This is a genomic window from Aliikangiella litoralis (assembly GCF_052495765.1).
In genome coordinates, this window is record NZ_CP199292.1 from 3,836,731 (window position 1) to 3,862,519 (window position 25,789).

The 25,789-nt window shown below is 37.1% G+C and carries 21 protein-coding genes; 8 read left to right on the forward strand and 13 right to left on the reverse strand.

Annotated features, from left to right (window positions below; genetic code table 11):
• Window positions 1-88: 88 nt before the first annotated feature.
• Window positions 89-1,099, reverse strand: a complete 1,011-nt coding sequence (locus ACT5E3_RS15865) for a tetratricopeptide repeat protein (protein ID WP_444994518.1) — start codon at window positions 1,097-1,099, stop codon at window positions 89-91.
• Between the two features lie 481 nt (window positions 1,100-1,580).
• On the opposite strand from ACT5E3_RS15865, the gene ACT5E3_RS15870 reads away from it, so the two are divergent.
• Window positions 1,581-1,913, forward strand: coding sequence for a hypothetical protein (locus tag ACT5E3_RS15870; RefSeq protein ID WP_444994519.1), 333 nt, complete (start codon window positions 1,581-1,583; stop codon window positions 1,911-1,913).
• A 15-nt stretch (window positions 1,914-1,928) separates the two neighbouring features.
• Window positions 1,929-2,444 (forward strand): AAA family ATPase, encoded by a 516-nt coding sequence (locus tag ACT5E3_RS15875; protein ID WP_444994520.1) that lies wholly within the window; start codon window positions 1,929-1,931, stop codon window positions 2,442-2,444.
• A gap of 20 nt (window positions 2,445-2,464) precedes the next feature.
• Here ACT5E3_RS15875 and ACT5E3_RS15880 read toward each other — a convergent pair whose 3' ends face one another.
• The 10 genes from ACT5E3_RS15880 to ACT5E3_RS15925 all read right to left on the reverse strand — a co-directional run bounded on the left by ACT5E3_RS15880 (window position 2,465) and on the right by ACT5E3_RS15925 (window position 15,637).
• Window positions 2,465-2,992: a MerR family transcriptional regulator gene (locus tag ACT5E3_RS15880; RefSeq protein ID WP_444994521.1), complete on the reverse strand. Its 528-nt coding sequence runs from the start codon at window positions 2,990-2,992 to the stop codon at window positions 2,465-2,467.
• A 19-nt stretch (window positions 2,993-3,011) separates the two neighbouring features.
• Complete coding sequence (locus ACT5E3_RS15885) at window positions 3,012-3,413, reverse strand: hypothetical protein (protein WP_444994522.1); 402 nt, start codon at window positions 3,411-3,413, stop codon at window positions 3,012-3,014.
• A 259-nt stretch (window positions 3,414-3,672) separates the two neighbouring features.
• Window positions 3,673-4,755, reverse strand: coding sequence for a polysaccharide deacetylase family protein (locus ACT5E3_RS15890; protein WP_444994523.1), 1,083 nt, complete (start codon window positions 4,753-4,755; stop codon window positions 3,673-3,675).
• A gap of 86 nt (window positions 4,756-4,841) precedes the next feature.
• Complete coding sequence (gene lpdA, locus ACT5E3_RS15895; protein ID WP_444994524.1) at window positions 4,842-6,263, reverse strand: dihydrolipoyl dehydrogenase; 1,422 nt, start codon at window positions 6,261-6,263, stop codon at window positions 4,842-4,844.
• A 73-nt stretch (window positions 6,264-6,336) separates the two neighbouring features.
• Window positions 6,337-7,995 carry a dihydrolipoyllysine-residue acetyltransferase gene (gene aceF, locus ACT5E3_RS15900; RefSeq protein ID WP_444994525.1) on the reverse strand — a complete coding sequence of 553 codons (1,659 nt, stop codon included), beginning with the start codon at window positions 7,993-7,995 and terminating at the stop codon, window positions 6,337-6,339.
• Between the two features lie 14 nt (window positions 7,996-8,009).
• Window positions 8,010-10,685, reverse strand: a complete 2,676-nt coding sequence (gene aceE, locus ACT5E3_RS15905; protein ID WP_444994526.1) for a pyruvate dehydrogenase (acetyl-transferring), homodimeric type — start codon at window positions 10,683-10,685, stop codon at window positions 8,010-8,012.
• Between the two features lie 476 nt (window positions 10,686-11,161).
• Window positions 11,162-12,019, reverse strand: a complete 858-nt coding sequence (gene ampE, locus ACT5E3_RS15910; protein ID WP_444994527.1) for a regulatory signaling modulator protein AmpE — start codon at window positions 12,017-12,019, stop codon at window positions 11,162-11,164.
• Between the two features lie 185 nt (window positions 12,020-12,204).
• Window positions 12,205-12,741, reverse strand: a complete 537-nt coding sequence (gene ampD / locus ACT5E3_RS15915; protein WP_444994528.1) for a 1,6-anhydro-N-acetylmuramyl-L-alanine amidase AmpD — start codon at window positions 12,739-12,741, stop codon at window positions 12,205-12,207.
• Between the two features lie 116 nt (window positions 12,742-12,857).
• On the reverse strand, window positions 12,858-15,251 hold the full coding sequence (locus ACT5E3_RS15920) for a DUF1631 domain-containing protein (protein WP_444994529.1): 2,394 nt from the start codon (window positions 15,249-15,251) through the stop codon (window positions 12,858-12,860).
• A gap of 173 nt (window positions 15,252-15,424) precedes the next feature.
• Window positions 15,425-15,637 (reverse strand): hypothetical protein, encoded by a 213-nt coding sequence (locus tag ACT5E3_RS15925; RefSeq protein WP_444994530.1) that lies wholly within the window; start codon window positions 15,635-15,637, stop codon window positions 15,425-15,427.
• Between the two features lie 29 nt (window positions 15,638-15,666).
• Here ACT5E3_RS15925 and ACT5E3_RS15930 point away from each other — a divergent pair, with 29 nt between their 5' ends.
• The 4 genes from ACT5E3_RS15930 to ACT5E3_RS15945 all read left to right on the forward strand — a co-directional run bounded on the left by ACT5E3_RS15930 (window position 15,667) and on the right by ACT5E3_RS15945 (window position 19,713).
• The gene (locus ACT5E3_RS15930) at window positions 15,667-16,230 is read left to right on the forward strand and encodes a retropepsin-like aspartic protease family protein (RefSeq protein WP_444994531.1); all 564 of its coding nucleotides are present in this window, start codon (window positions 15,667-15,669) and stop codon (window positions 16,228-16,230) included.
• Between the two features lie 43 nt (window positions 16,231-16,273).
• Window positions 16,274-17,158: a carboxylating nicotinate-nucleotide diphosphorylase gene (gene nadC / locus ACT5E3_RS15935; RefSeq protein WP_444994532.1), complete on the forward strand. Its 885-nt coding sequence runs from the start codon at window positions 16,274-16,276 to the stop codon at window positions 17,156-17,158.
• 248 nt (window positions 17,159-17,406) lie between these two features.
• Window positions 17,407-18,483: a copper-containing nitrite reductase gene (gene nirK / locus ACT5E3_RS15940; protein ID WP_444994533.1), complete on the forward strand. Its 1,077-nt coding sequence runs from the start codon at window positions 17,407-17,409 to the stop codon at window positions 18,481-18,483.
• Between the two features lie 174 nt (window positions 18,484-18,657).
• The gene (locus ACT5E3_RS15945; RefSeq protein WP_444994534.1) at window positions 18,658-19,713 is read left to right on the forward strand and encodes a hypothetical protein; all 1,056 of its coding nucleotides are present in this window, start codon (window positions 18,658-18,660) and stop codon (window positions 19,711-19,713) included.
• A gap of 627 nt (window positions 19,714-20,340) precedes the next feature.
• On the opposite strand, the gene ACT5E3_RS15950 is transcribed toward ACT5E3_RS15945, so the two are convergent.
• Window positions 20,341-21,402 carry a mechanosensitive ion channel family protein gene (locus tag ACT5E3_RS15950; protein ID WP_444994535.1) on the reverse strand — a complete coding sequence of 354 codons (1,062 nt, stop codon included), beginning with the start codon at window positions 21,400-21,402 and terminating at the stop codon, window positions 20,341-20,343.
• A gap of 673 nt (window positions 21,403-22,075) precedes the next feature.
• Here ACT5E3_RS15950 and ACT5E3_RS15955 point away from each other — a divergent pair.
• Both ACT5E3_RS15955 and ACT5E3_RS15960 read left to right on the forward strand, forming a co-directional pair.
• Window positions 22,076-24,304, forward strand: coding sequence for a pre-peptidase C-terminal domain-containing protein (locus tag ACT5E3_RS15955; RefSeq protein ID WP_444994536.1), 2,229 nt, complete (start codon window positions 22,076-22,078; stop codon window positions 24,302-24,304).
• A 435-nt stretch (window positions 24,305-24,739) separates the two neighbouring features.
• Complete coding sequence (locus ACT5E3_RS15960; protein ID WP_444994537.1) at window positions 24,740-25,498, forward strand: PPC domain-containing protein; 759 nt, start codon at window positions 24,740-24,742, stop codon at window positions 25,496-25,498.
• A gap of 67 nt (window positions 25,499-25,565) precedes the next feature.
• Here the strand turns inward: ACT5E3_RS15960 and ACT5E3_RS15965 are convergent, their stop codons facing one another.
• Window positions 25,566-25,652 (reverse strand): hypothetical protein, encoded by an 87-nt coding sequence (locus tag ACT5E3_RS15965; RefSeq protein WP_444998612.1) that lies wholly within the window; start codon window positions 25,650-25,652, stop codon window positions 25,566-25,568.
• Window positions 25,653-25,789 lie beyond the last annotated feature (137 nt).

Genomic DNA, 25,789 nt, shown 5'->3' on the forward strand with positions numbered 1-25,789 from the left:
GCGTAATTAAAAAACCTAACGAATAAAAACTCACCCTAACTAACATGAGCGTCGAAAATAATATTTATTTTTCGTTTTACAATTCAACTTATAAAACTTTTGAGACTTGTTCTTTTAAAACTTCATCTTTAGTCTGTTTGGATATTTTTTGGTAAATTTTTTCTGCTTCATTCGAATCACCATTAAGATCAATTAAATTAGCTAAGCGAAACTCAGCCCACTCTTTGCTAGGTAGAGTTCTATGACTTGGGGCTTCATGTAAATAACGCCTTAACGCTTTTATACCTTCACTCACCTGCAATTTACTTAAGACACTCGTTCTACCAATTTGATAAATTGCAGCATATTTTGCAACCCTAAACTCTTCTTGGCTACCAGCATATTTTATTGCCTGATGAAAACTTTGTATTGCATCAATATACTGTTCACTTTTTTGCTGCGACATCCCTTTATTAAAAATCACATCAGAATCTTGGGCAATTGACTTAGGTAAATTATCAATATGGCGTTTTAATGCCTGTTCGTTTTGAGTAATAGTATAAGTATTTAATAGCGCAATAAAGCCTTTCTTTTTATCCAGCTGCTGAATCGCCTTAGCTTGTTTCAAAGCGATATTTTTGTCTCCTCCGGCAAGTTTAGGCGCATTTAAATGATAACTTAATAAATCGGCTCGATAATCAACATTATCAGGCTCAAGTTCTACCGCCTTCGTAAATCCCCTAAGACAATCCTTAGCATAACCTAACGCAGTAAAAACACTCGCCTCTTGGGCTATTTCGCCATAAATTTTACCACTAAGATGTTGAACTTCTGCATTATTTGGTGCTAATTTCACAGCTTTTTCAATCAGTTCTTCAGCATCATCAAGTTTATTATTTCGAGCTTTTATTCTAGCTAAATAAGTTAAACTTTCTAAATGATTATTAGAGAGTTTTAATATTGAAGCAAAACCTTCCTCTGCAAGCTGATATTTTTCTTGGTTGAAAGCATCTTTAGCCTTAAAAAGCTTGGTGTCTAGTTCACTTGCAAAAATAGTAGAAATTTGAAAAGAAAAAGTAACGAATAACCCTAGGCTGATTTTTCTTAATAATATGTCCATTTTATGCCCCTGAAATTACTTCTGATTATATAGCTAAATCACTATCAACTGTCACAATAAAAGCCGTTATTTTTGCCGCTCTTTTCGTTGTCTGACTTGTCCATAGAGCGGCTATGCACTGCGCCAGACGCCTTAATAGTGACAAAAATCCCTGACTTTTCTCTATGCCAATTGATAGTGATTTAGCTGTAGATTATCAAGAAACCATAACGGATAGTAGCTTAACTGAATCTGAACAATAACAATTATTGAGCAAAACTCACGTTATTATTTATTATCAATTAAAATACAGCAGAAACATCTCCATGCGAGAACCTTTATTTTGAATGATAAAATACAAATAGTGGCAAATTAATGCTACCGTTACAAAATATAGTGGCTATAACATTACTAACTTAATGATTGCTTGTTCATAACAATATTCTCATTCAAATACAGTTTAACAACCAAAATATACATAATCATTTATGGGGAATAACAATTGAAAAATTATTTAGTACCAATCGCCTTAATTCTACTATTATCTGCTTGTGCAGAACCGCTACCTCAAGAACGACTTAATTATGTTGGAAATTGGCAAAGTCCTGAAATGAGCCTACTGATACTCGCTGACGGAACTGTTGCCTACAAACGATTAAAAAGCGGTGGCTCAGTATCAGTGAACGGGCCATTAAAAGAGTTTGCAGGCAATGACTTTAACGTTGGAATACTTTTTATGTCAACGACCTTTAATGTTTCAGAACCACCTCACGAAGTTAATGGTGTTTGGCAAATGACTGTTGATGGTGTAAAACTCACCCGTGTCGAACAATAGAAAGAAAACTGGTATATGAAAGTATTAATCACCGGAGCCTCAGGTTCCGGTACTACAACTTTAGCTAAATATCTTGCTAGCAAACTCAATTGGTCCTTCTTAGATACCGATGATTATTATTGGATTCAAACCTCTCCACCATTTCAACAAAAAAGAAAACCTGACGAGCGTTTAGAAATATTATTAAAAGAATTAAAGCAACAACAAAATACTTTTATCTCTGGTTCTGTTTTAAACTGGGGCAAAGCTTTAGAAGATAGTTTTGATCTCATTATTTTTCTTTACCTCGAATCAAGCATCAGAGTGCAGCGCCTTAAAGCTAGAGAAGAAAAACTATTTGGCTGCGCCGAACCAAAATTTCTAAACTGGGCGTCAGAATATGATCAAGGAACTAATGAAGGGCGAACTCTCGCTAAACATCAACATTGGCTAGCGAATCGTGCTTGCAAAATAGTAAGAGTAGAAGGCGATCTTTCAGTCCACGAAAGAGCTAGTCTGGTATTAAACTCAATGCCAGAAAAGTATCAGTAAGTAGTAAATGTTTTGTATATCTAACTTTTCGAACGGTTTCTAATGGTTTTAATTTCCTCTGCCGAAATATTAAGCGACTCCAGAAAGTCTTGGTGAGCCTCAGGCATTCTACGCTCAAACTCTACATGCCACTGCATCATTTCACTTTCAGATAAACCAATAGAAGATAACAGATCAACCCATTGCTGTTTATTCATAAAGCGTGCACCTTGGGTGATTTCTGTTTTTCCTAACATTTGAATGATCACTTGCTGCTGTATTCGGAGTGAATTGATCTCATCATTAATTTTACTGAGCTGTTCGGTTAAGATATCCGTTCGATGATTTTCTGAGCCAGTTTGTAATAAAAGCAAAATTTCATTAAGTGACAACCCCGTTTGCCGATAAACCATAATTTTTTCAAGACGCTCATAGTCTTTTTCATTATAACAACGATAATTAGCTGTGCTTCTAGATGAAGGAGTTAGCAAGCCCTTTTTGTCGTAATAAAGTAATGAACTACGAGAGATACTAAACTTTTTAGCTAGCTCACCAACTGTATAAATCATATATTTTACCTACTAGAACTCATAATGGTTTCAAATCAGGTGCGACAAAATTAACTCTGGCAGCAGTACTATTTAACAGTGGTTCACTATAATAACTCAATATTAATGTTTGCATATTCGTTAACAAATCTTGATTTTTAGCAATAAACAACTCAAAACTACTCCCACCGCACTGCTGAACTCTTTGGTGTATAATTTTGGTAATCGCTGTCGTTAAAGTACAATGAAATTTTTGAACAGCCCCTAAACTACTCGCGTACTCGCCTATACCACTATTCAACTTTTCAATCGCAATTTCTAGTGAATACTGTTGTAAATATAGCCAGGCTAGTCGTAAATGACCTTGATGATTAAACTCATCAGGAGAAAGTAGTTTCTGCTCAAAAGCGTCAATAAATTGATTGTCAGACAAAACCATCATTTTACCCTTTAATAACTTAATACAATTAATGAAGAGTCAATAGATTAAAGTGTAAAGCTGTAGTCAGGTCAAGGCTATTCAACATAGAAGCCAATTCTTTTATATAAAAGCCTTTGGCTTCTCTTTACTTACAACTCTAAGCTAGCGCTTTTGACTCAAAATATTTCAAACAAAAATATTTTATTCATTTGTTTATCAAAAAGCTGAATGAAGCATCACCAAAAAAGTAATCGTCAAATAGGTATTGCCTATTAAAAAGCTAGTTTTCCTGATACCAGCGACCGTTGTCGAGTTGTTTAATCCAAGGCTGGGAAAACCAATAAAAACGACCCGGTTGTTTACTCGGTGCAGTACAGTTATATTTTGAACGCCCAGCCATTAACTTATCTGATGCTTGAAAAATAAAGAATTTGTCTTGTATCCTTTTATTAATTTTTCCTTGTCCTGATAAATAACACTGAATATTGAGTGATTGAAATTCAGTTTTTAATGCAAGCTTCAATTGAGGCTTTTTAACTTTTGAACTGAGCAGATGTTCTGTAAGATAATTACCGTGTTCATCCAATAACGCTATTGATTTAATTGGCATTGGCAAGGTGTTAACTTTTAAAATAAAATCTTCCATACTTCCATAAAAACCTCCCATAGGAAAACGAGGAATAGCTTGCAGATCACTATTGACAGACATAGCCCCTGAATGCTGCCCAAATGCAACAAAGCCTAATTGGCTAACAATCGCTTTCAATTGATTAGTATATTCACCATATGGATAAGCCAATAAACGACTCTTAGTTTGAATATGCATTTCAATATCAGCTTGTGCAGATAGAATTTCTTTCGTAATCCTTTCACTCCATTGTTCTTCTTTTTCTGCGATATGATGCCTTATCATGTGCGGATGAGTAACAGAATGATTTGCAATGGTTGCTCCATTTTGAGAAAGCAATTTTAACTCATCCCAAGTCATAAACTGACTTAGTTTTTGTTTTATAGGCTGTGTACTGACAAATACCGTAAAAGGCATTTTATATTGCTTTAATAAAGGATAAGCATTTTTATAAATAGAACGGTAACCATCATCAAAAGTAATCACAACAGATTTATCTGGGAAACTTTGCTTTGTTTGTATTAAACTAATCAGTTCATCCACAGATAAAACTTTAAACGCTTCTTGATGTAAATACGCTAAATGTTGTTTAAAAAGCGCAGGTGATAAACTAGTCGATTTAGGTGTTTCATCAGAAATATGATGGTATTGAAGAATAACAGCTGTATGACCTCTAATGCTCAAGAACATTAAAAAAGCCAATAAAAGAGAAAAAAGCAGTTTCGAATTTTTCATTAAAATTACCCTACAACAAAACACTGCAATGTAAAAAGGGTGCATTAACAGCACCCTTTATCTTATTTTAATGCATTTAAATAATATTATTTTTTCTTACGTGCCGGAGGCAAATCAGTACATGTCCCTTCATAAGCTTCAGCAGAAAAAGCTAACGATTCTGAAAGAGTTGGATGTGCATGAACGGTTAATGCAATATCTTCAGCTTCACACCCCATTTCTATTGCAAGTCCAGCTTCACCGATAATTTCACCGGCATTAATACCAACAATTGCAGCACCAATAATACGATTATTGGATTTATCGTAAATACTCTTGGCAAAACCTTCTGTTCGCCCTGCCCCAATTGCTCGACCACTTGCCGCCCAAGGAAAAGCACCAACACCGTAATCAATACCTTTTTCTTTAGCTTCTTTTTCCGTTAAACCAACCCAGGCAATTTCAGGATCAGTATAAGCAACACTAGGAATACATTGTGGTTCAAACGCATGTTTTTTGCCTGCAATAACTTCAGCTACAACATGCGCTTCGTGAGTCGCTTTATGTGCAAGCATAGGCTGTCCAACTAAATCACCAATTGCGTAAATATTCGGTACATTAGTGCGTAATTGCTTATCAACCGCAATAAAACCACGCTCATCAACATTAACCCCTGCTTTATCGGCATCTAATAAATCACCATTTGGACGACGACCAACAGCTGATAATATACGATCATATCTTTGTGGCTCTTTAGGCGCTTTTTTGCCCTCAAAAGTGACCCACAAACCATCATCTTTAGCTTCTACCTTGGTTACACTCGTTTCAAGCATAATTGATTCATATTGCTTTTTAACATAACGGTGTAATACTTTTACTACGTCTTTGTCTGCAGCAGGAATAAGTTGGTCAAACATTTCAACAATCGATATTTTACTACCTAATGCGCGGTAAACAGTCGCCATTTCCAAACCAATAATACCGCCACCAATCACTAACATTTTTTCAGGTATATCTTTTAATTCCAACGCGCCTGTAGAATCAACAATACGCTCATCTTCTGGTAAAAATGGCAGTTGAACAACTCGTGAACCAGCCGCAATAATACAGCTCTCAAAATTAATTGTGCTGACTTCGTCATTACCTTCAATCGCCAAAGAGCTAGGTGAAGTAAATTTAGCGACACCTTGCACAACTTTAACTTTACGCATTTTAGCCATACCAGCTAACCCTTTAGTCAGCTGACCGACAACCCCTTCTTTATAGCCGCGAATTTTATCGACATCTATAGTTGGTTCACCAAAAGAAACACCATGAGATTCCATACTTTTTGCTTCATCAATTACTTTTGCTGAATGTAATAAAGCTTTTGAAGGAATACATCCCACATTTAAACAAACGCCACCAAGCGTTGAATACTTTTCAACCAAAACAACGTTTAAACCCAAGTCAGCTGCGCGAAATGCTGCGGTATATCCACCAGGCCCTGCGCCAATTACCACAACTTGTGCTTTAATGTCATTACTCATAGTGCTTTCACCTTTTTAAAATTAAGTCATTGCCTTTCGAAAACTCAAGGACAAATTTTCCTAAGAGTTATATCTATTTCAATAAAACTCGTCGAATATCATTTAGTGTTTGCGACAGATGAACCACAAATCTTGCTGCATCAGCACCATCGATTACCCGATGATCATAAGACAGCGACATAGGTAACATCAGTCGAGGAACAAATTCTTTACCATTCCAAACGGGCTGCATTTTATTACGCGATAGCCCCAAAATGGCAACGTCGGGCCATTTTACAATAGGCGTGAATGCAGTACCACCTATTCCGCCTAATGAAGAGATAGTAAAACTACTACCTTGCATGTCGTCAGCTGATAATTTTTTCTCTCTCGCTTTAGCACTAATCTCACCTAGCTCTGATGCTAGCTGGTATATACCCTTCTGATCAACATCTCTGATAACCGGAACAGTTAAGCCATCTGGCGTCTCAACAGCTACACCAATGTGGTAATAATTTTTAAGAATAAGGTTCTCACCATCATTAGCCAATGAAGCATTAAACTTAGGAAATGCCTTTAACGTATGCACTAATCCTTTCATAATAAAAGCAAGCGGTGTTAACCTCACACCATCTTTCATCGCTTCATCTTTTAAAGACTTACGAAATTCGTCTAACTCAGTAATATCGGCATCTTCATGTTGTGTCACATGTGGGATAGAAATCCAATTTCGGTGTAAATTAACACTACTGATTTTTTGAATTCTAGACAGAGGCTTTTCTTCTACATTTCCCCATTTAGCATGATCAACACTTGGCATTTGTGGCGTAGAGAAAGCCCCCGTAGCGGCAGTTGCCTTAGGACGAGAAAGCTCAAACTTAATATAGTTTTGAACATCTTCTTTTAACACTCGACCTTTCGGACCAGAACCAGATACTTTAGTTAAATCAGCCCCTAATTCTCGGGCAAAACGTCTAACCGAAGGACTAGCATGAACCACACTACCCGATACCCGTTTTTTCATTTGCGGATGTTCAGGAACGGGCGCTCTTTTAGCCGACGATGCAGCTTGCGTTGAAACAACAGGTGCTGAAACAGCAGTCGATGCACTTTTAGCTGGCTGATCAGGTACCGAACTTTTCACAGTCGTTTGGCTATTAATGCGGCCAATTGTGTCGCCTTGAGAAACTTTATCACCGACTTTTACAGTAATCGATAATATAGTACCAGCCTCTGGCGCGGGTACTTCCATCGTTGCTTTGTCTGTTTCAAGAACAATTAAGCCTTGATCTTTAGTGACTTGATCGCCATCTGCAACCAACACTTCTATCACATCAACATCGCTTGCGTCACCTATATCCGGGACCACGAGAGCCTTTTCTTCAGATTCAGTAACCGCTTCCTCTACGTACTCTTCGACTATTTCGTCTTGTGCTGGCTCAGCATTTGTAGCGGCTTGTGTTTGAGTGTTTTCAGGTTTTTTAGCTTCAACTTCAACAGGCGTTTCTTCTTGGCTAGCTTCTAGCTCCAAAATTAAACTACCTTGAGAAACCTTATCACCCACTCGCACATGAATGGCCTTAATTGTGCCCGCCTCACTGGCTGGCACATCCATCGTTGCTTTATCGGTTTCTAAAGTTATCAACGCATCTTCTTTAGCAATGGTATCACCCACGGCAACCAAAACTTCAATGACATCTACATCACTTACATCGCCAATGTCGGGAACATTGACTGGAACTAAATTACTCATCCTCAATCTCCCTTTTAGCTATATAGTGGATTTGGTTTATTAATATCAATATTGTAACGCTTAATCGCTTTAGTCACTTCTTTAGCATTAATTGTCCCCTCATCAGCCAAAGCTTTCAGTGCAGCAACCACAACATAGTAGCGGTCAACTTCAAAGAAACGGCGTAAGTTTTCACGACTGTCACTACGTCCAAAACCATCAGTACCAAGCACACTATAACGGCCAGGAACAAAAGCTCTTATTTGTTCAGCATAAGATTTCATCGAGTCTGTTGAAGCAATAACAGGACCATCTTGTCCTTTTAAACACTGCTCGACATAGCTAGCAACAGATTTTTTCGCTTCTGGGTTAAGTAGATTAGTTCTAACAGAATCAGCACCATCTCTTGCTAATTCATTAAAACTGGTCACACTCCAAATATCAGAACTAACACCAAAATCCTGCTCTAGTAAATTTGCCGCTTCAATCACTTCATTTAAGATTGCACCACTACCTAACAATTGAACTCTTGGTGGTTTCTTTTTAGAACGAGACTTCTTACCTTCTTTCAGCAGATACATCCCTTTAATAATCCCTTCTTCACTACCTTTAGGCATTTCTGTATGAACATAGTTTTCATTCAGCGTTGTAATGTAGTAGAAAACGTTTTCTTGTTCTTCATACATTCGACGCATACCATCACGAATAATTAAAGCCACTTCATAACCAAATGTTGGATCATAACTCACACAATTAGGAATCGTTGAAGCAATAAGATGGCTATGTCCATCTTGATGTTGCAACCCTTCACCATTCAATGTTGTTCGACCAAAAGTTGCACCAATTAAAAAGCCTCTGGCCTGCATGTCACCAGCCGCATAAGCCAAATCACCAATACGTTGAAATCCAAACATTGAGTAATAAATATAAAAAGGAATCATTGGCAAATTGTTATTTGAATAACTGGTAGCGGCAGCAATCCATGAAGACATGGCCCCAGCTTCGTTGATCCCTTCTTCTAAAATTTGTCCTTTCTTATCTTCTCGATAATACATGACCTGATCAGAGTCAACTGGCTCGTACAACTGACCAACAGAAGAATAAATACCAATCTGACGAAACATTCCTTCCATACCAAATGTTCTTGCTTCATCAGGAATGATAGGAACAATACGTTGACCGATTTCTTTATCTTTAATTAAAACATTTAAAATACGCACAAACGCCATAGTCGTTGATATTTCTCGACCATTTGATCCTCCAGTTATTGCACTAAAGGCTTTTAAAGGCGGAATCGTTAAACTTTCAGATTGCGCTCGTCTGGCTGGTAAGTAGCCACCTAACGATTCGCGCATTTTTTTCATATATTGAATTTCTGGGCTGTCATCACCAGGGTGGTAGAAAGGAACATCTTCAAGTTGTTCATCAGTAATAGGCACATGAAAGCGATTTCTAAATTGCTTAAGTGCTTCAAGGTTCATTTTTTTAACCTGATGAGAAATATTTTTCCCTTCGCCACTCTCCCCCATACCATAACCTTTAACGGTTTTGGCAAGAATAACAGTAGGTTGCCCTTTGTGGTTAACCGCAGCATGATAAGCAGCATAAACTTTTGTTGGATCGTGCCCACCACGATTAAGTCGCCAAATATCTGAATCAGACATATTCGCAACCATTTCTAATAAAGCAGGATCTTTTCCAAAGAAATAGTCGCGGGTAAACTTACCGCCCTTAGACTTATAGTTTTGATATTCCCCATCAACCGTTTCTTCCATAATCTTCAATAATTTACCATGAACATCTTGTGCAATTAGTGGATCCCAATAACGCCCCCAAATCACTTTAATCACATTCCAGCCAGCGCCGCGGAAGCCACCTTCCAACTCTTGAATAATTTTACCGTTCCCTCTAACAGGCCCGTCAAGACGTTGTAAATTACAGTTAATCACAAAAACCAAATTATCTAGCTTTTCACGACCCGCCAATGAAATAGCACCAAGAGATTCGGGCTCATCCATTTCACCATCGCCCATAAAAGCCCATACTTTGCGTCCGTTAGTATTGGCCAACTCACGATCTTGTAAATATTTTAAAAAGCGTGCTTGATAAATCGCTTGCAGTGGACCTAACCCCATAGATACTGTTGGAAACTGCCAAAAATCAGGCATTAACCAGGGGTGGGGATAAGATGATAGCCCTTCTCCGCTGACTTCTTGACGAAAGTTTTTCATTCGATCTTCGGAAATACGGCCTTCTAAAAAAGCTCGTGCGTAAATGCCAGGAGAAGAATGGCCCTGAAAATAAACTAAATCGCCTTCTCTCTCTTCATCTGATGCTCTAAAAAAATAGTTAAATCCGACATCATAAAGCGTCGCCGATGACGCAAAACTCGATAAATGACCACCAAGCTCTTGGTTCTTTTTACTCGCTTGAAGTACTAATACAATCGCATTCCAACGAATAATCGAGCGCAATCTCTGTTCCATTTCTTGATCGCCAGGAATCAAGACTTCTTTAGAGGTTGGTATAGTGTTTAAATAAGCCGTTGTAGCGCTATATGGCAAATGGGCACCCGAACGGCGAGCCATATCGATCAACTTTTCGAGTAAAAAGTGCGCTCGGTCAGTTCCTTCTTCTTCTAGAACCGCTTCTAAGGCTTCTAGCCACTCCTGCGTTTCTATCGGATCGACATCTTGAAGTTTATCAGACATTTGCTTCCTCTTTGTTAGAGTAATTTGGTTAGTTAATAATTATCAGTAAGAGATCCAGATCGATGAGCGCTAAAAGTATAGCAGCTAGCTAAAAGAATGCGTTAAATGTCATCGAAAATCTAATTAAAGACTTTAGAAAAAGCTTAAATCATTAAATAATATCTAATAAAATCATTAGATTAGTAATCAATTTAAAGCTACTTAAACTTTTATCAAATACCGATTTCTGGGCGCAACTTAACACTATTTCATGCAAACTTCAATATTTAGCCACGCTAACTATTATTTGAAACACTGCAAAAAAGAAGAAAAATTCTCTATGACATTATCAAGATCTCAAAAAATAGAACAAACAAATATTTGATTAGCCTAGCTAATCAAATATTTAACATCGAGTAAATGTTCAAATGATTAGCCAAAAACAGAAATAGCATTAGAGATCAGATGGTTATACAAGCATTTGAATAACTTGCGGATCACCAAAAGGCAAGCGGCGTTAATGCTGCAACCACTACCAAGTAAAGAATAATAGTCCGTTCGACCATGGCAAAAGCATCATGGTTTTCTTTAACATCACCTTCACTGGCACTCATATCCAGGTTCAATGAAGCCATACCAGTTTCACTGATAATCAGGCGGCTGCTCGCTTTAAAATCGACAAAATAATCTTTCACTCGGTAGAAACCATTTGCAAAGTCACCAGTAAAAAGAAATAAAATGCTCGTCAATCTGGCTGGTGCCCAGTCAAGCCAGTGTAATAAGGTATTTAACTTAGATAAATGTTCTTCGTTATTATCTTTCATACAAAGCTGGTGATAATAGTGTGACAAACGATAAAACAAAGCACCATATGGCCCCAAAAAGACAAACCAGAAAACCACACCAAAATAACGAAATTGGCTTTCCGTAAGTATAGCTCGTGTAACATCACGAATCATTTCGTCGCTTTGCGGAACGCCATCCAATAATGACTCCTTTTGCAAACTCAAATAGGCCGCTTCAGTATCTCCTCGCTCTATGGCCTCAAAATAAGGTGCAAACGAGTCCTTTAGCACTTGAGGGCCAAGCGATAAAAATAGTACGACACAAGAAGCTAAAAATAAAAGAAGAAGGTACAACCCACCATCAAAAGCGTTAATAAACAGTATTAAAACAAAAACCGGTAAGCCAGTTACACAGACCACTCCTCCCCAACCTTCAAAAAATGGCTTTTCAGCTAGCCAGTCGGATATTTTGAGATGGAATTGCTCGAACCAACTAAAATTTCGGTACTCACTCCCTTTACGAAAATGAAACTCAATGGCAAGGACAATTAAAACAGAAATCAAAGTCATAGCTCTTTCCTAACAGCTTAATTATTAATTTTATTTTTTAGGATATGTCGATAGGTTATCGCTCACATGCCCTAAATAACTTGGACTTAAGCTAAATCATAACTGATTTTATGATAAAAAGCAGAAATGATGTTGGTGGTCGGAAGAGCCTGATTGGACCGCTTTATCTATCAATTGTAGATGTTTTATAAACTAGCCAGATATCTTGTCCAATCAAAACTATTTCCCGGATCGGTTTTGCGACCAGGCGCTATATGACAATGACCAACAATTCTAGCTTTATTAAGCGCAGTATATTCATTAATCAGTTCCTGTGTCACTGCTTGCAATGCAGCATACTGACTATTGGTATACTCAAGATCATCAGTTCCTTCTAACTCAATGCCAATTGAAAAGTCATTGCAATTTTTTCTTCCTTTATACTCAGAGATGCCTGCATGCCACGCTCGTTTGTCTAGTGCAACAAACTGAACAACCAACCCATCACGCTTAATATACAGATGAGACGAAACTTTCATTTGCTTAATCGTTTCAAAATAGGGATCGATTGTTGGATCTAAATTCCCGCAAAAGAAATCTTCGACATAATTTAATCCAAACCGATTCGGTGGTAAGCTAATATTATGAATGACAAGTAGTGAAATATCTTGAGGATCAGGCCTCAAATTAAAATGTGTGCTTGGGATAATGCTTGCAGTAGAAAGCCAACCTTTGTTTATCATGCTAAAAAACAAATTGAATAAAAAATAAATGCAAGACTAACAGCAGACAAGGTTAACTACCAGATGAGTTTTAAAATTTGAAGTTTTTAAATGTTAAATAATCAGCCAATACAGCCTTACACTTCGGATTTCATTGCTCTCAAATTAGAAATCACCGATTCCAATGCTCGGTCAAATAAGGCTTCATCATCAATAATTTTTAGGCGACCACGCTGATACTCAGCCACCAGACTATCGGTATAAAATTCGGCCATTTTAACACCTAATCGATTCACAAAAATATATTTACCTGTTGATGAAATCTTAGCAGCCAACTTACAACGCATGGGTTTGTCATCAATCATTAACTCAACCCAAAGCCCAGCTCTTAAGTTTTCAATTGCTTGAAAACTACCGGGTTTTAAATCAACTGCTAGGGTTTCTTGTTTTTCAGGTAAACCTAACTGCTCCGACGAAAAACCAATATCTTGAATTTCAATGACTTCATCAATAGGCAAAACAGCATCACTATTATCTTCACTAAGACTGTTAGAGTTATCACTGATGACGCTACTTTCACCTGCTTTTTGTGGAGTAGACTCTGGAATAAGCGGGGCAGGTTCTAAACGCAGAATTTCTTCTTTACTATTTTTTTCAATATTATCTTGCGCAGTTTTTATGATTGTTCGATGAGTATCTTCCAAACTATCCAAAATGTGAGTGGCCTCAATTGGCGATAAAGAAACAATATCAAACCCTTTACGTAAATTTTTTATTAATATAGGAATACGACTGATTAACTTATCAAGACCATGTGCTGACCCAACCGGTTGCACACTCCAAATCAAAAGTTGAGCTATTTTTGTCGCTTTTTCCCAACCATCTTGATTCTCCTTTAACTTCTCAAGAAACAAAACATTCACCCAAACATTTTTGAGTAACAAGCGTACCGACTCTGGAACATGTCTTCCTCGACATATTTTTTCTAACTCACTATTAACAACGCCTCTAGCAGATTCCGCTTTGGCTTTACCTTCTTCGGCTTCTCGAGTACGTCTTTCAAAAATATCTGCTCGACGCTGTATTTTTATTTGAAAGGATTGAAAATCTTCTAATAATATTTCAAAAATAGAAATATTATCTTTAAAGTTGATAATGATTTCTTCGCATAAAGACTCTATCTTTTCGCGCATCCTTTTCGCTTCAACATCATTTGGATTCCATGATATGCCGGCTCTCGCAATTTCATTGAGCAAAATTCGTGCTGGATGTTTTTTATTAGAGAAAAAAGTTCTATCGACTAAACCAACTTTCAACATGGGAATTTGTAAACGAGCAATAATCGATTTAATCTCAACATGCAGGTTCTTATCATCTAAGATAAAGTCAAACAACATAGATACAATATCAATCATATCCTCATCAAACTGTCCCAGTGAACCATTCTGAAACTCAGATGATGAAGCGGGTAATTGATTACCTAAATAACCTTTTAAACCTTGGCTGGCTAAGCTTATAGCTGCATCTTGTTTATTAATCGAAGCCGCTTGTAAGCTAGTGAGTGCGGTTAATAAAGTATCTGTTTCAATTTCGACTACAGGCTGTTTTGTATGAACCATATTCGATGTTGCTGTATTCTCCCCATTAGCAGCTTGTCGGCTATAAGCAAGTAACCCTTGCATCATAGATAGCATTTGTTCACCGGCATTATTTTGATTAACGACTAATTCTTCTTCATCAAGCTTCGTTTCTAGTTGATTATGATTAAGCTCTTGCTTCACATTCATATAAGAGTGATTATGAGCCACCTGGCTGGTCGACTTTTTAATCTGAACTTGACTAGCTTTTAACTCAGGCAAGACGCCTTTATTGATAAAAAACTCATTCACTTGTTGGTACATATCGGGCAAGTCAGCGATCACAACTCTTTCAAATAGTTTATAAATCACCAATAGTGATTCTATATCCATATCTAAAGCTAAGGTTGCCGTTTTAAATGATGAGCAAATAAATGCAGGTTCAAATGGGTTATTCTCTTGGGTAATTGACAGGCTCGATGTGAGTGTGTCTAACCGGATTCTAATTTGTTCTAAAGCCTCTGAGTTAGCATTACGAGCTTTCTTAACAATACTATCAATCGCAATACCTTCTTCTAAGTCATTATCTTCGACTAATGCAATATTTTCAAAGGACATCCCTTCATCATCATACTGACTCAACAGCGGATCATACTTACCAATATTGTCACTAAAACAAGCCTCCACTTCTTGATGAAAACTTTTAATCAACCCTTCTTTTTTTAAACGTAGCATTCTCATTGCATCAAAATGAGCATTGTTGTAACCATTATCAGACATATCAAACAGACAGTCATCGGCCTGCTCAAACATGTTTTTAAGACTCTGATCTAATGCTTGGCTACAAATAGAACGGGCACGTTCAACTAAGGCAGGCAAAGGACGTTTCTCCTCCTTTCCTCTGACAGATTTTGTCTTGGATGTGAAATCTAATATGTGGCTTTTATTACCCACAACGCTTACCTCTCTAGTGCGAAAAGATAAGATTTGAGTACGCGGTGACTCAAAACTGAATACTGGGTCTATCTAAATAAATGTAGTCCAATAATTTAAACTACTATGTGAACCAATACTCAAAAAACCAGACAATCTCTTCAAATAATTAAGATAAAACCAACATTCAAGTATTAGGTGGCATCTAATATATCGTTTGATTCTAACTGTCCATCCCTGTCATAACTAAAATAATTACAAGATATAAATTTCATCACTTGAGTTATGCTTAACCAATCTTCATAATAGATAACAGGCCCTAAATAAACAATAAATTCAATACGTCCCAACTGACTTGATGTAACAAACTGATTTAATATGACAAAATGTAAAAAGCACCCGCTCAAATACCACCTAAACCAATAAAATTAAACTTATGCCTGATAATCAAGACTCAAACCAACATTCAGAAATAAAATCATCTCAAGCCGAACAAAATACGCAAAACATCGGTAAAAATATGATGTTCATTGCTTGGGGCTTTGCACTTGTTATTGCAACTTGGGTATTTGGCGTTTGGGAAAAAAAACAAATCAACCCTAATACATCTCCCTTAAGTCATCAAACTAATGATGCCACCGAAGTCGTATTAAAGCGGAATCGATATGGCCACTATCTGACTAATGGGACTATCAATAGAAAGTCGGTTACCTTTTTTGTTGATACTGGTGCAACAGACGTCGCTATTCCAGGAGAATTACAACAACCTTTAGGTTTAATGGCTGGTCGAAGTCATCAAGTCAATACGGCCAATGGCATTACACAAGCATTTTCTACCATTATTGAAGAACTAAGCATTGGAGATATCCAACTAAATAATGTCAAAGCTTCAATCGTTCCCAATATGGAAGGTGAAGAAATCCTACTCGGCATGAGCGTATTAAAACAATTAGAATTTTCACAAAAAGGTCGTCAGTTAATCTTGCGACAAAATCACTAACTGATAGAATAGCGCCTCTTTAGCTCTCACTCAGGATCAACCATTGGATAATAAACATTTTCAACAGTTACTTTCGCAAGAAATTAATCAAATGTGCCAAATCGCACTCGCTGAAGATTTAGCCAATACTGATAGTACTGAAGTCGACATCACGGCAGAGCTTATTCAAAGCGATAAAATAGCTAAGGCAACTCTGATTACTCGTGAACCAGGCATTTTGTGCGGTGTAGCCTGGGTTGAAAAAGTTTTTGAACTTTTAGGCAATCAGGTTTCTATTGATTGGCAATTTAATGACGGCGATCAAATACAAACCAATGACATTATTTGCTACTTAACAGGCAACGCTCGAGACTTATTAACGGGCGAACGTAGTGCAATGAACTTTTTACAAAGTCTATCAGCAACAGCAACTTTAACTCAGCAGTTTGTTAAACAAATAGAAACAACTCAGTGCCAATTATTAGACACTCGAAAAACAATCCCTGGCATGCGCTTTGGCCAAAAATATGCGGTCAAATGTGGTGGTGGCACGAATCATCGAATAGGCCTGTCTGATGCTTACCTGATTAAGGAAAATCATATTATGGCCTGTGGTGGAATCGAACAAGCATTACAAGCCGCTATAAAAAACCACCCAGATAAATTATTAGAAATTGAAGTTGAAAATTTAACTGAACTTCAACAAGCATTAGCCGCTAATGCACAAGTTATTATGTTAGATAATTTTAGTTTAGAGAATATGGAAAAAGCCAAAGCCATTCGAGACAAACATACTAACCAAGCAAAACTTGAAGCTTCGGGCAATGTTTGTTTTGAAACAATTCAATCAATCGCAGCCACTGGCGTTGACTATATTTCTGTTGGCGCACTCACTAAAAATATCAATGCATTAGACTTATCTATGCGAATAGAAATTGGTTCATCGTAGTCGTTAATGACTAGGGCCAAACATTGGTCCTATTGATATAAAGCATACCAATAATGTTTTAGCTACAGAATAAAACTTTTTAAATCTCACAAACCAATCAAATTTTATTTATCTCAGCTGTAGTATTTCAAAATAGAATAAAAACAACTAAACCTAGCTAGGCGAACATAGGGTTTATAGGCTTTAAGACTCGTTTAAAAGCTTGTAAAAATTATCATTGGTTTATTGTTTATCATATCGAGGTACTTATGAAACTTACCACGCAGTATGTTTTCCTATTAATATTCAGCAGTTTATTTTTCACCACCGAAGTTTTTGCTAAACCACCAAGCGCGAGCCGTATTGAACAAGAATTAGTTCCCCCTCCTTTGCTTCCTCAGCATGATCAAAATTATAAAGGCCAACCCAGAACAATTGCCGTTACATTAACCATAGAAGAAAAAGAAATAGAAATAGATGATGGCGTTTACTTACAAGCACTAACATTTAATGGTTCAGTACCAGCGCCTATTATAGTGGCAACAGAAAACGATTTTGTTGAAGTTACATTAATCAACCCTGCTACCAATCAGATGTTTCATAACATTGACTTTCATGCTGCCACGGGCGCTATGGGTGGGGCCAGTATAACGGGCATAAACCCTGGAGAAAAAACTATATTACGCTTTAAAGCAACCAAACCTGGCGTATTTGTTTACCACTGTGCTCCAGGCGGAAGAGTAACCCCATTTCACGTCGTAGCAGGCATGAATGGAGCAATACTTGTTCTACCAAGAGATGGCTTACGAGATGCTCAAAACAAAAAGATAGACTACGACAAAGCCTATTACCTGGGTGAACAAGACTTTTATCTACCTAAAGACGATAATGGACAGTTCATTCGATACGCCAATATCAATGAAGCAATGACCCCAACAATTGACTTAATGCAATCACTCATCCCTTCTCACATTGTATTTAATGGCCGCGTTGGCGCATTAACAGGTAACAATGCACTAACCGCAGCAGTAGGAGAAAAAGTCCTTTTTATTCACTCACAAGCCAATCGAGACTCAAGACCTCATATTATTGGCGGCCATGCTGACTTAGTGTGGCAAGGTGGCTCATTTTCTAATCAGCCACTTAAAGATATGGAAACCTGGTTTGTACCAGGTGGCGCAGCGGTTGCCGCATTATATGAATTTAAACAACCCGGACTTTATGCTTACGTTAATCACAACTTGATCGAAGCAATACAGCTAGGCGCAGCGGCTCATATTCAAGTCAGTGGTAGTTGGAATAATGAACTGATGCAATCAGTTTTACCGCCCACTCCTATTAATTAACCCACACTGTTATTGAGTAAAATCACTTAAACCTCCTTCACCTTTTTAACTTATTGGGGGGCGAAGAAGGTTTAGGCGTATATATTCGTGTCTTATTGATTTAGCGGAGAAATAATATACTATTAATCACTATAAACACCTTAATTTTTAAATTGTACCTATGCAGGATACTAAATGAGTACGCTGGCATTAAATGTTAATCTAAGCAGAGGCTGGCTTCGTTCAGCAAAATTTGATGGTTTATTTTTATATGGCATCGCAGCCTTGGCACTTGGAACCGGCGCTATTGTATCTTGGCAACCCCAACTTTTTTTCCCAATATTATTCCTAGATCTCTGGTTACTTGGCTACCACCACGTTATTGCCACATTTACCCGACTGCTAGCGGATAAAACAACTCGACAAGAATTTCACTTTTTAATTTATTATCTACCCATTATTGTCGTTGCTTCGGTAGCGTTACTTGCTTTCACCACTGGAGAATGGGTGATATCGACTATTTATCTTCACTGGCAATGGTTTCATTACTTACGCCAAAGCGATGGCATATCGAAAGCTTATTCACGCAAAAGTGGTAAAGATCAAGTTGCAAACCCTAAACTCAATAGGGTTGTTTTTTACCTATGGCCTTTAATGGCATTTATGACCATGTCCGCTAGAGATCCTGCAACTTTTTTAGGGTCTGAAGTTTTTACCATTGTATTGCCCCCCTTATTGTTACTCGCTCTACAATTAGTGACTGCTATTTTATTTGTGATATACGCTTTTAATCATATCAAAGCTTTTTTAGCTGGTGTAATTTCTATTGGTTATGCTTCTTACTTACTTATCCATTACACTATTTTTTCTTTCGCTTACTTTATTATCAAAGACATTTCTATTGGTTGGCTGGTCATTAATATCTGGCATAATGCGCAATACATCGGCTTTGTCTGGTTTTATAATACTAATAGATACCAAAAGAAAGCTTCGGGAAATAATCGATTTTTATCATACATCAGTCAACCAAGCCGTTTTCCAATCTATTTCATTAGTTGCTTTATTATCACAACAATCATTTATTACTCTATTGATATTACCCTGACGCATATTGCACCGAGTACTTCATTGCTTTTATTTTTGATTGTTTACCAAGCAATTAACTTTCATCATTATATTGTTGACTCATTGATATGGAAACTGAGAAAACCCAAGCTACAGGAAACTTTAGGTTTAAAGGCAAACCAATAAATTAAGCAATTTAATTAGGCAAAGTATCTTTTTAATTTTAAGAAAGGCTTTTCGACAAGTAAATGCATAACTATTGCCGATAAAAAACACAGAGCGAAATAAATAGGCAAAAACAACAAAAATTGTTGCCACTTAACCGAAGGATACTGATGGATGTATTCTATAAAAAGCAGGGATGAGATCTTTAATGAAACAGGGAACCGTGCAAAGTGAACCACATACGAACGGTAAGATAAACGAGAAATAAATAAAAGTTTTCGACTAGCGAGAAATCATTACCCTACTCTTTTATCATATATAACACTAATAGAATTGCAATCGCTCGCAAGCCATCTAATGCAGGGAATTTTCCGGGGGAACCTGTAATTTGAATATAGTGAATCAAAATTAGAACGACTTACCCAATTATTTATTTCACTAGTAAGTATACCTAAATTTTTTAGTAAATAACTGGAGATTATTCTTTGATTTCTGAAACTTAATAAGAACGGTCAAATTAAAGCGCGAGAATCCTAATGTTTACTGACAAAACTATAAATTGCATATACATTACTTAGGTCTTACTCATCAGTAAGACCTGTTTTAATAAATACTTATTAAAGAAGTATGTTAATAACAACAATCAGCCTAATGACTGGAGTTAATGTTATACAAAGTTTGAGTAGGAAAAGCAAACTCTAGCTTTGCTTCATTAAACTGTTTTAAAATAGCCAAATTAATTCGATTTTGAGTGGCCGCAATATCTCCTGATTTTTTAATGTAATAAATAAGACGAATGTTCATCGAAAAATCACCAAAGCCACTAAAGAAAACCTTTGTCTCCTCATTAATACTTTCGTCAGCACTAGCAATTTTCTGCAAAATTTCTATGGCTTTTTCCATATTTTCTGGTGAGGTATCATAGGTTAACCCTAAATCTAAAACGATTTTACGAGTAGGCTCCCAACTCACATTCTCCACAGGTGAATCGGCAAATTTTGAATTTGGAATAGTAACAACACGACCAGCCAAAGTTTTAATCCGAGTACTACGAATTCCTATTTCTTTCACTGTTCCATCAAACCCTGCCACTTGAACACGGTCATTAATTTTAAATGGTTTATCAGTTAAAATAGTAAAACCACCAAATACATTAGCTACGGTATCTTTAGCAGCCATAGCCAACGCAAGACCACCAATACCTAAACCAGCAATAAGAGCAGCAACGTCATACCCGGCATTATTGAGCCCTATAATAATTGCCATACACCAAATGATAACGCGTAATCCTTTGCGCAAAATAGGTAACAATTGATCATCCATATCATTTTCACTTGATTCTGTGATAGGAACGACATATTCCTCGATTAAGGCATCTAATAAGCGAGCTAACAGCCAGGCTATCATCATAAAAATAGCAAACTGTACTATATGCCCTGTTAAAGTTATTAGGCCTTCCGATAAGTTTAAGCTTCGTAATGCATACCAGATGCCAGTAATGACCAATATGCCTATAATAGGCTCTTCGATCATATTGATAATAATATCATCAAGCTTTGTTTTTGTTTTTGACGTTATCTTACGAAAACCAACCGAAAATATCTTATAGGTTATTTTACCAACAACAATAGCGCCTAAAATAATACCCATTGCCGTCAACCATTCTAAAACGGTGTTATTGTAATAGGTGGTTTGTAACAATTCTGACATTCATTTCTCCTACTTCAAAAGGACACAAAAAAATAGCTGCTTAGTATATCTTCGAATTGGGCGTATGGCGAGCCACTTAGCTTAAGGATTAGTTCGCTCAATATTAATTCTCTAATTGGCTTAAATAGGTCCGTTTTTATAACCGAAAGCAATCATAAAATCAGGCGTTCTGAGGCTTATCTACCCGTCTATAATTTCACAAAGTTAAGTTAATACTTTTTTAAAGCAATTACACTGAAACAAGCCCCTGGCTAAGTCCACTGATATTTCAACCTTAATCAAAGGGCTTCAGGTACTTGTATTTTATCGTTAACCAAGCAGGGTAAAAATAATTATCCCCTCCATCAATTTTTCAGAATAATATGAAGTGAAAACAATGCTACAAAAACAACAGGTAAAATCCCTTTGGCTTATTTTAAAACCTTTTTTATTCGCTATTCACTCATACAAAATCAGACCTGCTTAACATAAAAAAAATATTTTTTTAATAGACCAGTGTTAAACAAATTTGTTCGAGGCTTTTTAATATCAATTAATTCTTTTATCAACTATATTCGTTAAATTGATTTTTTAGCCCTGAGCTAATACACCTTAAGAACGGGGCCAAGAGGATCAATATTACAACTAAAATATACACCAAGAAATATGAATCATAATAATATAGGAGAGCAGAATGAACTCAAATAATTCTCATCGTCTTACCACTAAAAAATTAACAATGGCCTTGCTGCCACTTTGTATTGGGCTGTCAACGTCCATTAGTGCCGTATCAAAAAATAGCAGCTCGCTACAAGAAATTTTACAACCTCAAAATTCAATTGAGTCACTTAATCAAATACAACAGTCGAGTGAAGTAAAAATTGCTGAGCGTAAAAATGTTGCTATCTCTTTAAACTTAAACAACGCGCTAACATCAACATTAAACGGAGGCGAAGTAAAAGTAGTCTCTCAAAAAATTCAAATTCCAAACGCTGGATTAATCAAACCACATTTTAGTCGCTTTGATATACCTGAAGGAGCCTATGTCACAGTATCTAATAAGTCAGGCACAGAAAGTTATCGTTACTCTAAGGATAATAAAGATGATCTCACCTATGACTTAGATGCTGGTGATGATGGACAAAAAAGCTTTTCTAGTCTTTCAATTTCAGGTGATACAGCGGTTATTCGTTTGCATATACCAGCAGGAACCAATTGGCAGCCACATCATGCAGTCGAAGTGGATAGCTACTTAGAGGGTTACTCAGCCGAAAAAATACAGGCAGCACTTAATTCACAATATTCCACTTGTGGTATTGAACAAAGAGAAGATGCTGTTTGCTACGCCGACTCTCATCCAACTGAATTTGAACGTTCGAAAGCAGTTGCCAAATTGTTTACAGGAAAAGGAAGTGTTTGTACCGCTTGGCGAGTAGGTAATGAAAATAGAATGTTTACCAATAACCACTGTGACAAAACTGATTCGGAAATAAAAAGCTCAGAGTCTTGGTTTAATTATCAAAGAACTACTTGTGGCGGTTCAACTAACCAATCGAACATAACGAAAGTTTCTGGCGCCTCAATGCTAAAAACCAATTCCACTTTAGATTACACCCTTTATACAGTCAATAATTTTTCGAGCTTGTCATCCTTTGGAAACTTAGGACTAGATCCTCGTTCACTAACAGTTGGTGAAGAAATTTATATTCCACAACATGGCTCAGGCAACCCTAAAGAATTAGCCATTGAAAGTGACAAAAACTCAGGTAATGTTTGTCGAATCGATCAAGCTGTTACCAACGGAAGTGGAACCAATACTGATGCAGGTTATAAATGCGATACTATAGGCGGTAGTTCAGGCTCTCCAGTTTTAGCGCGCAGCTCACACAAAGTAGTCGCATTACACCATTTAGGTAACAGCACATCTTGTACAACAGTTTTAAACAGAGGCGCGTTAATTTCAAAAATTTGGCCTCAAGTAAGCAGCTTTTTCCCGAATGGTGTACCGGATGGTAGCGGTGATCCTGGTGGCAATAAAGTCCCTGTCGCAGATTTTTCAGTGAGCACCAACCAACTAACGGCTAGTTTTACTGATAAATCTAGCGATCCGGATGGTAGTGTTGTCAGTCACGCTTGGAAGTTTGGTGATAATGGCACCTCCTCAACCGCTAACCCAACTCATACCTACTCATCTAGCGGAACTTACAAAGTCACATTAACCGTAACAGATAATGAAGGGGCAACGAATACCACCAATAAGAATGTGACCGTTAGCGATGGTACCGATCCAAACGCGCTTCAAAATGGTGTTCCAGTCACAGGACTATCAGCTACTAAAGGCAATGATTTGGTTTACACAATGCAGGTACCAAGTGGCGCAAAAGGTATTCAATTTAATATCAGTGGTGGCACAGGTGATGCTGATATGTATGTTAAGTTTGGTGCTAAACCCACTGACACCAGCTATGATTGCCGCCCTTATAAAAATGGTAATACTGAATCTTGCACAGGTAGCCAGTCAGGTGGAACTTATTACATTAGAGTCAAAGCCTACAGCAACTTTTCTGGTGTTAGTTTAGTGGGTAAATTCACTGATGGTAGCACAGGCAATGATCCAATTAATCGTACTGAAAATATTGCTTCTGTTGCCCAAGGTGCATGGGTTCGTTTTACTCAAGTATTACCAGCAGGTTATGCCGATTTAAAAGTGACTATCTCTGGTGGAACTGGCGATGCAGACTTATACGTTCGTAAAGGTGCCGCGTCGACAACTACCTCTTATGATTGCCGCCCTTATAAAAATGGCAACACTGAAAATTGCGACTTCACCAATCCAGGTGCAGATACTTGGCATATTGATGTTCGTGGATATAGAGCTTCATCGGGTGTGACATTAAACATAAAAGCCACACCAGCTCAATAATATTCGCTTCATTATTATAAGCTTAATCGCTAAAAAATAAGAGGGGCCTACTGGCCCCTCTTCTAAAGTTAGCCTCTTCATACACTTAATTTTAAGAGTCCCTGATATTATCCCATAAATAGGATATATTATTTTTAAGACCGTGATATTGACAGCATTTTTTTCTTCAAAAAACTAACCTATTAATAAAAATAAAACAAGATCAGCTCGCTCTCAGTCATACTGAATATTAATTATCAAAAGTTAGTCATATCATCATAGTTGATTTAATCGTTGATTTAATCATAGTTGGTTTCATCATAATCATTTCTTGTGGTGACTTAGTTGATAATAATGATGAGATTAATTTTTAAATAAAGTGATTTGGTAGCGACAGAGACTTATAAATACAAAGCAAAACCAATAAAAACCATTAACTAACATTAAGGAAAGCCAATGAAGAAAATAATACTGCTAATCGCTGGACTATTTTCAGCAACACTGCATGCCCAACAAATCCCTCCACCAGAAGCATTAGAAAATAACGTGGAACTGGGTGTGCCTCCATTAAAAACGGGCTCAGATAATCCCTACACTTTTTTTGTTCCAGCAGGAGCAAAAAAGTTAACCATAAAAATTTTAGGTAATGCAAATAGTTATGGTGATGCCGACTTATACGTTAAATATAATAGTGCGCCAACTCAAACCGATTATGACTGTCGTCCATATAAAATAGGCAATAATGAAACCTGCTATTTTGAAAAGCCTAAAACGGGTTATTATGTCATTATGGTTCGAGCTTACTCAACATTTGACAATGTGACTATTGTTGGTAGTTTTGAAACAACTAGCGATGATAACGCTTTAGAATTACCAAACGGCAGACCCTATGGCGAAGACTTTTCGGCATTAAAAGGTCAATGGGTTCGTTTTAAGATGAATGTCTCTGAAAAAGCCAGCCATTTGCAGTTTAAAATTTTAGGTGAAATAGGTAGCAGTGGTGACGCTGATATGTATGTGAAATTTGGAGAGCCACCCACTTTAAATAGCTACGATTGCCGACCTTATTTAAATGGTAATGAGGAAACTTGTAATATAGCAGATGAAGATATTCAGGTGGGTGTTTACTATGTTTATTTATATGGTTATCGTGATTTTTCTAAAGTTTCGATTATGGGAAGCTACTATGTTGATGGTAACCCGCCACCGCCGTAATACTGAACTTTATATTATATTATAGTCTCAATAAAAAACAGGCTCTATGACGCACCTTTTTGCTTGGTTAATTCTTGAAGTGTGCGTCAATGGGGTTTACTAAAACAGCTCTGGAGCGCAAACGAGTATCTTCGCGCTCTTCCAGTAAGCGCAAGCCTTCCGGGATTACTTCGCTCGCTGGCCGAGTTATAAAGCCCAGTAGAGACCTTTTGCTTTACCTAACCTTCAAGTTGGGGTGTTAAAGAAATATTCATTATTCTGACCTCATATAGCCTTTTATTGACTATTAAT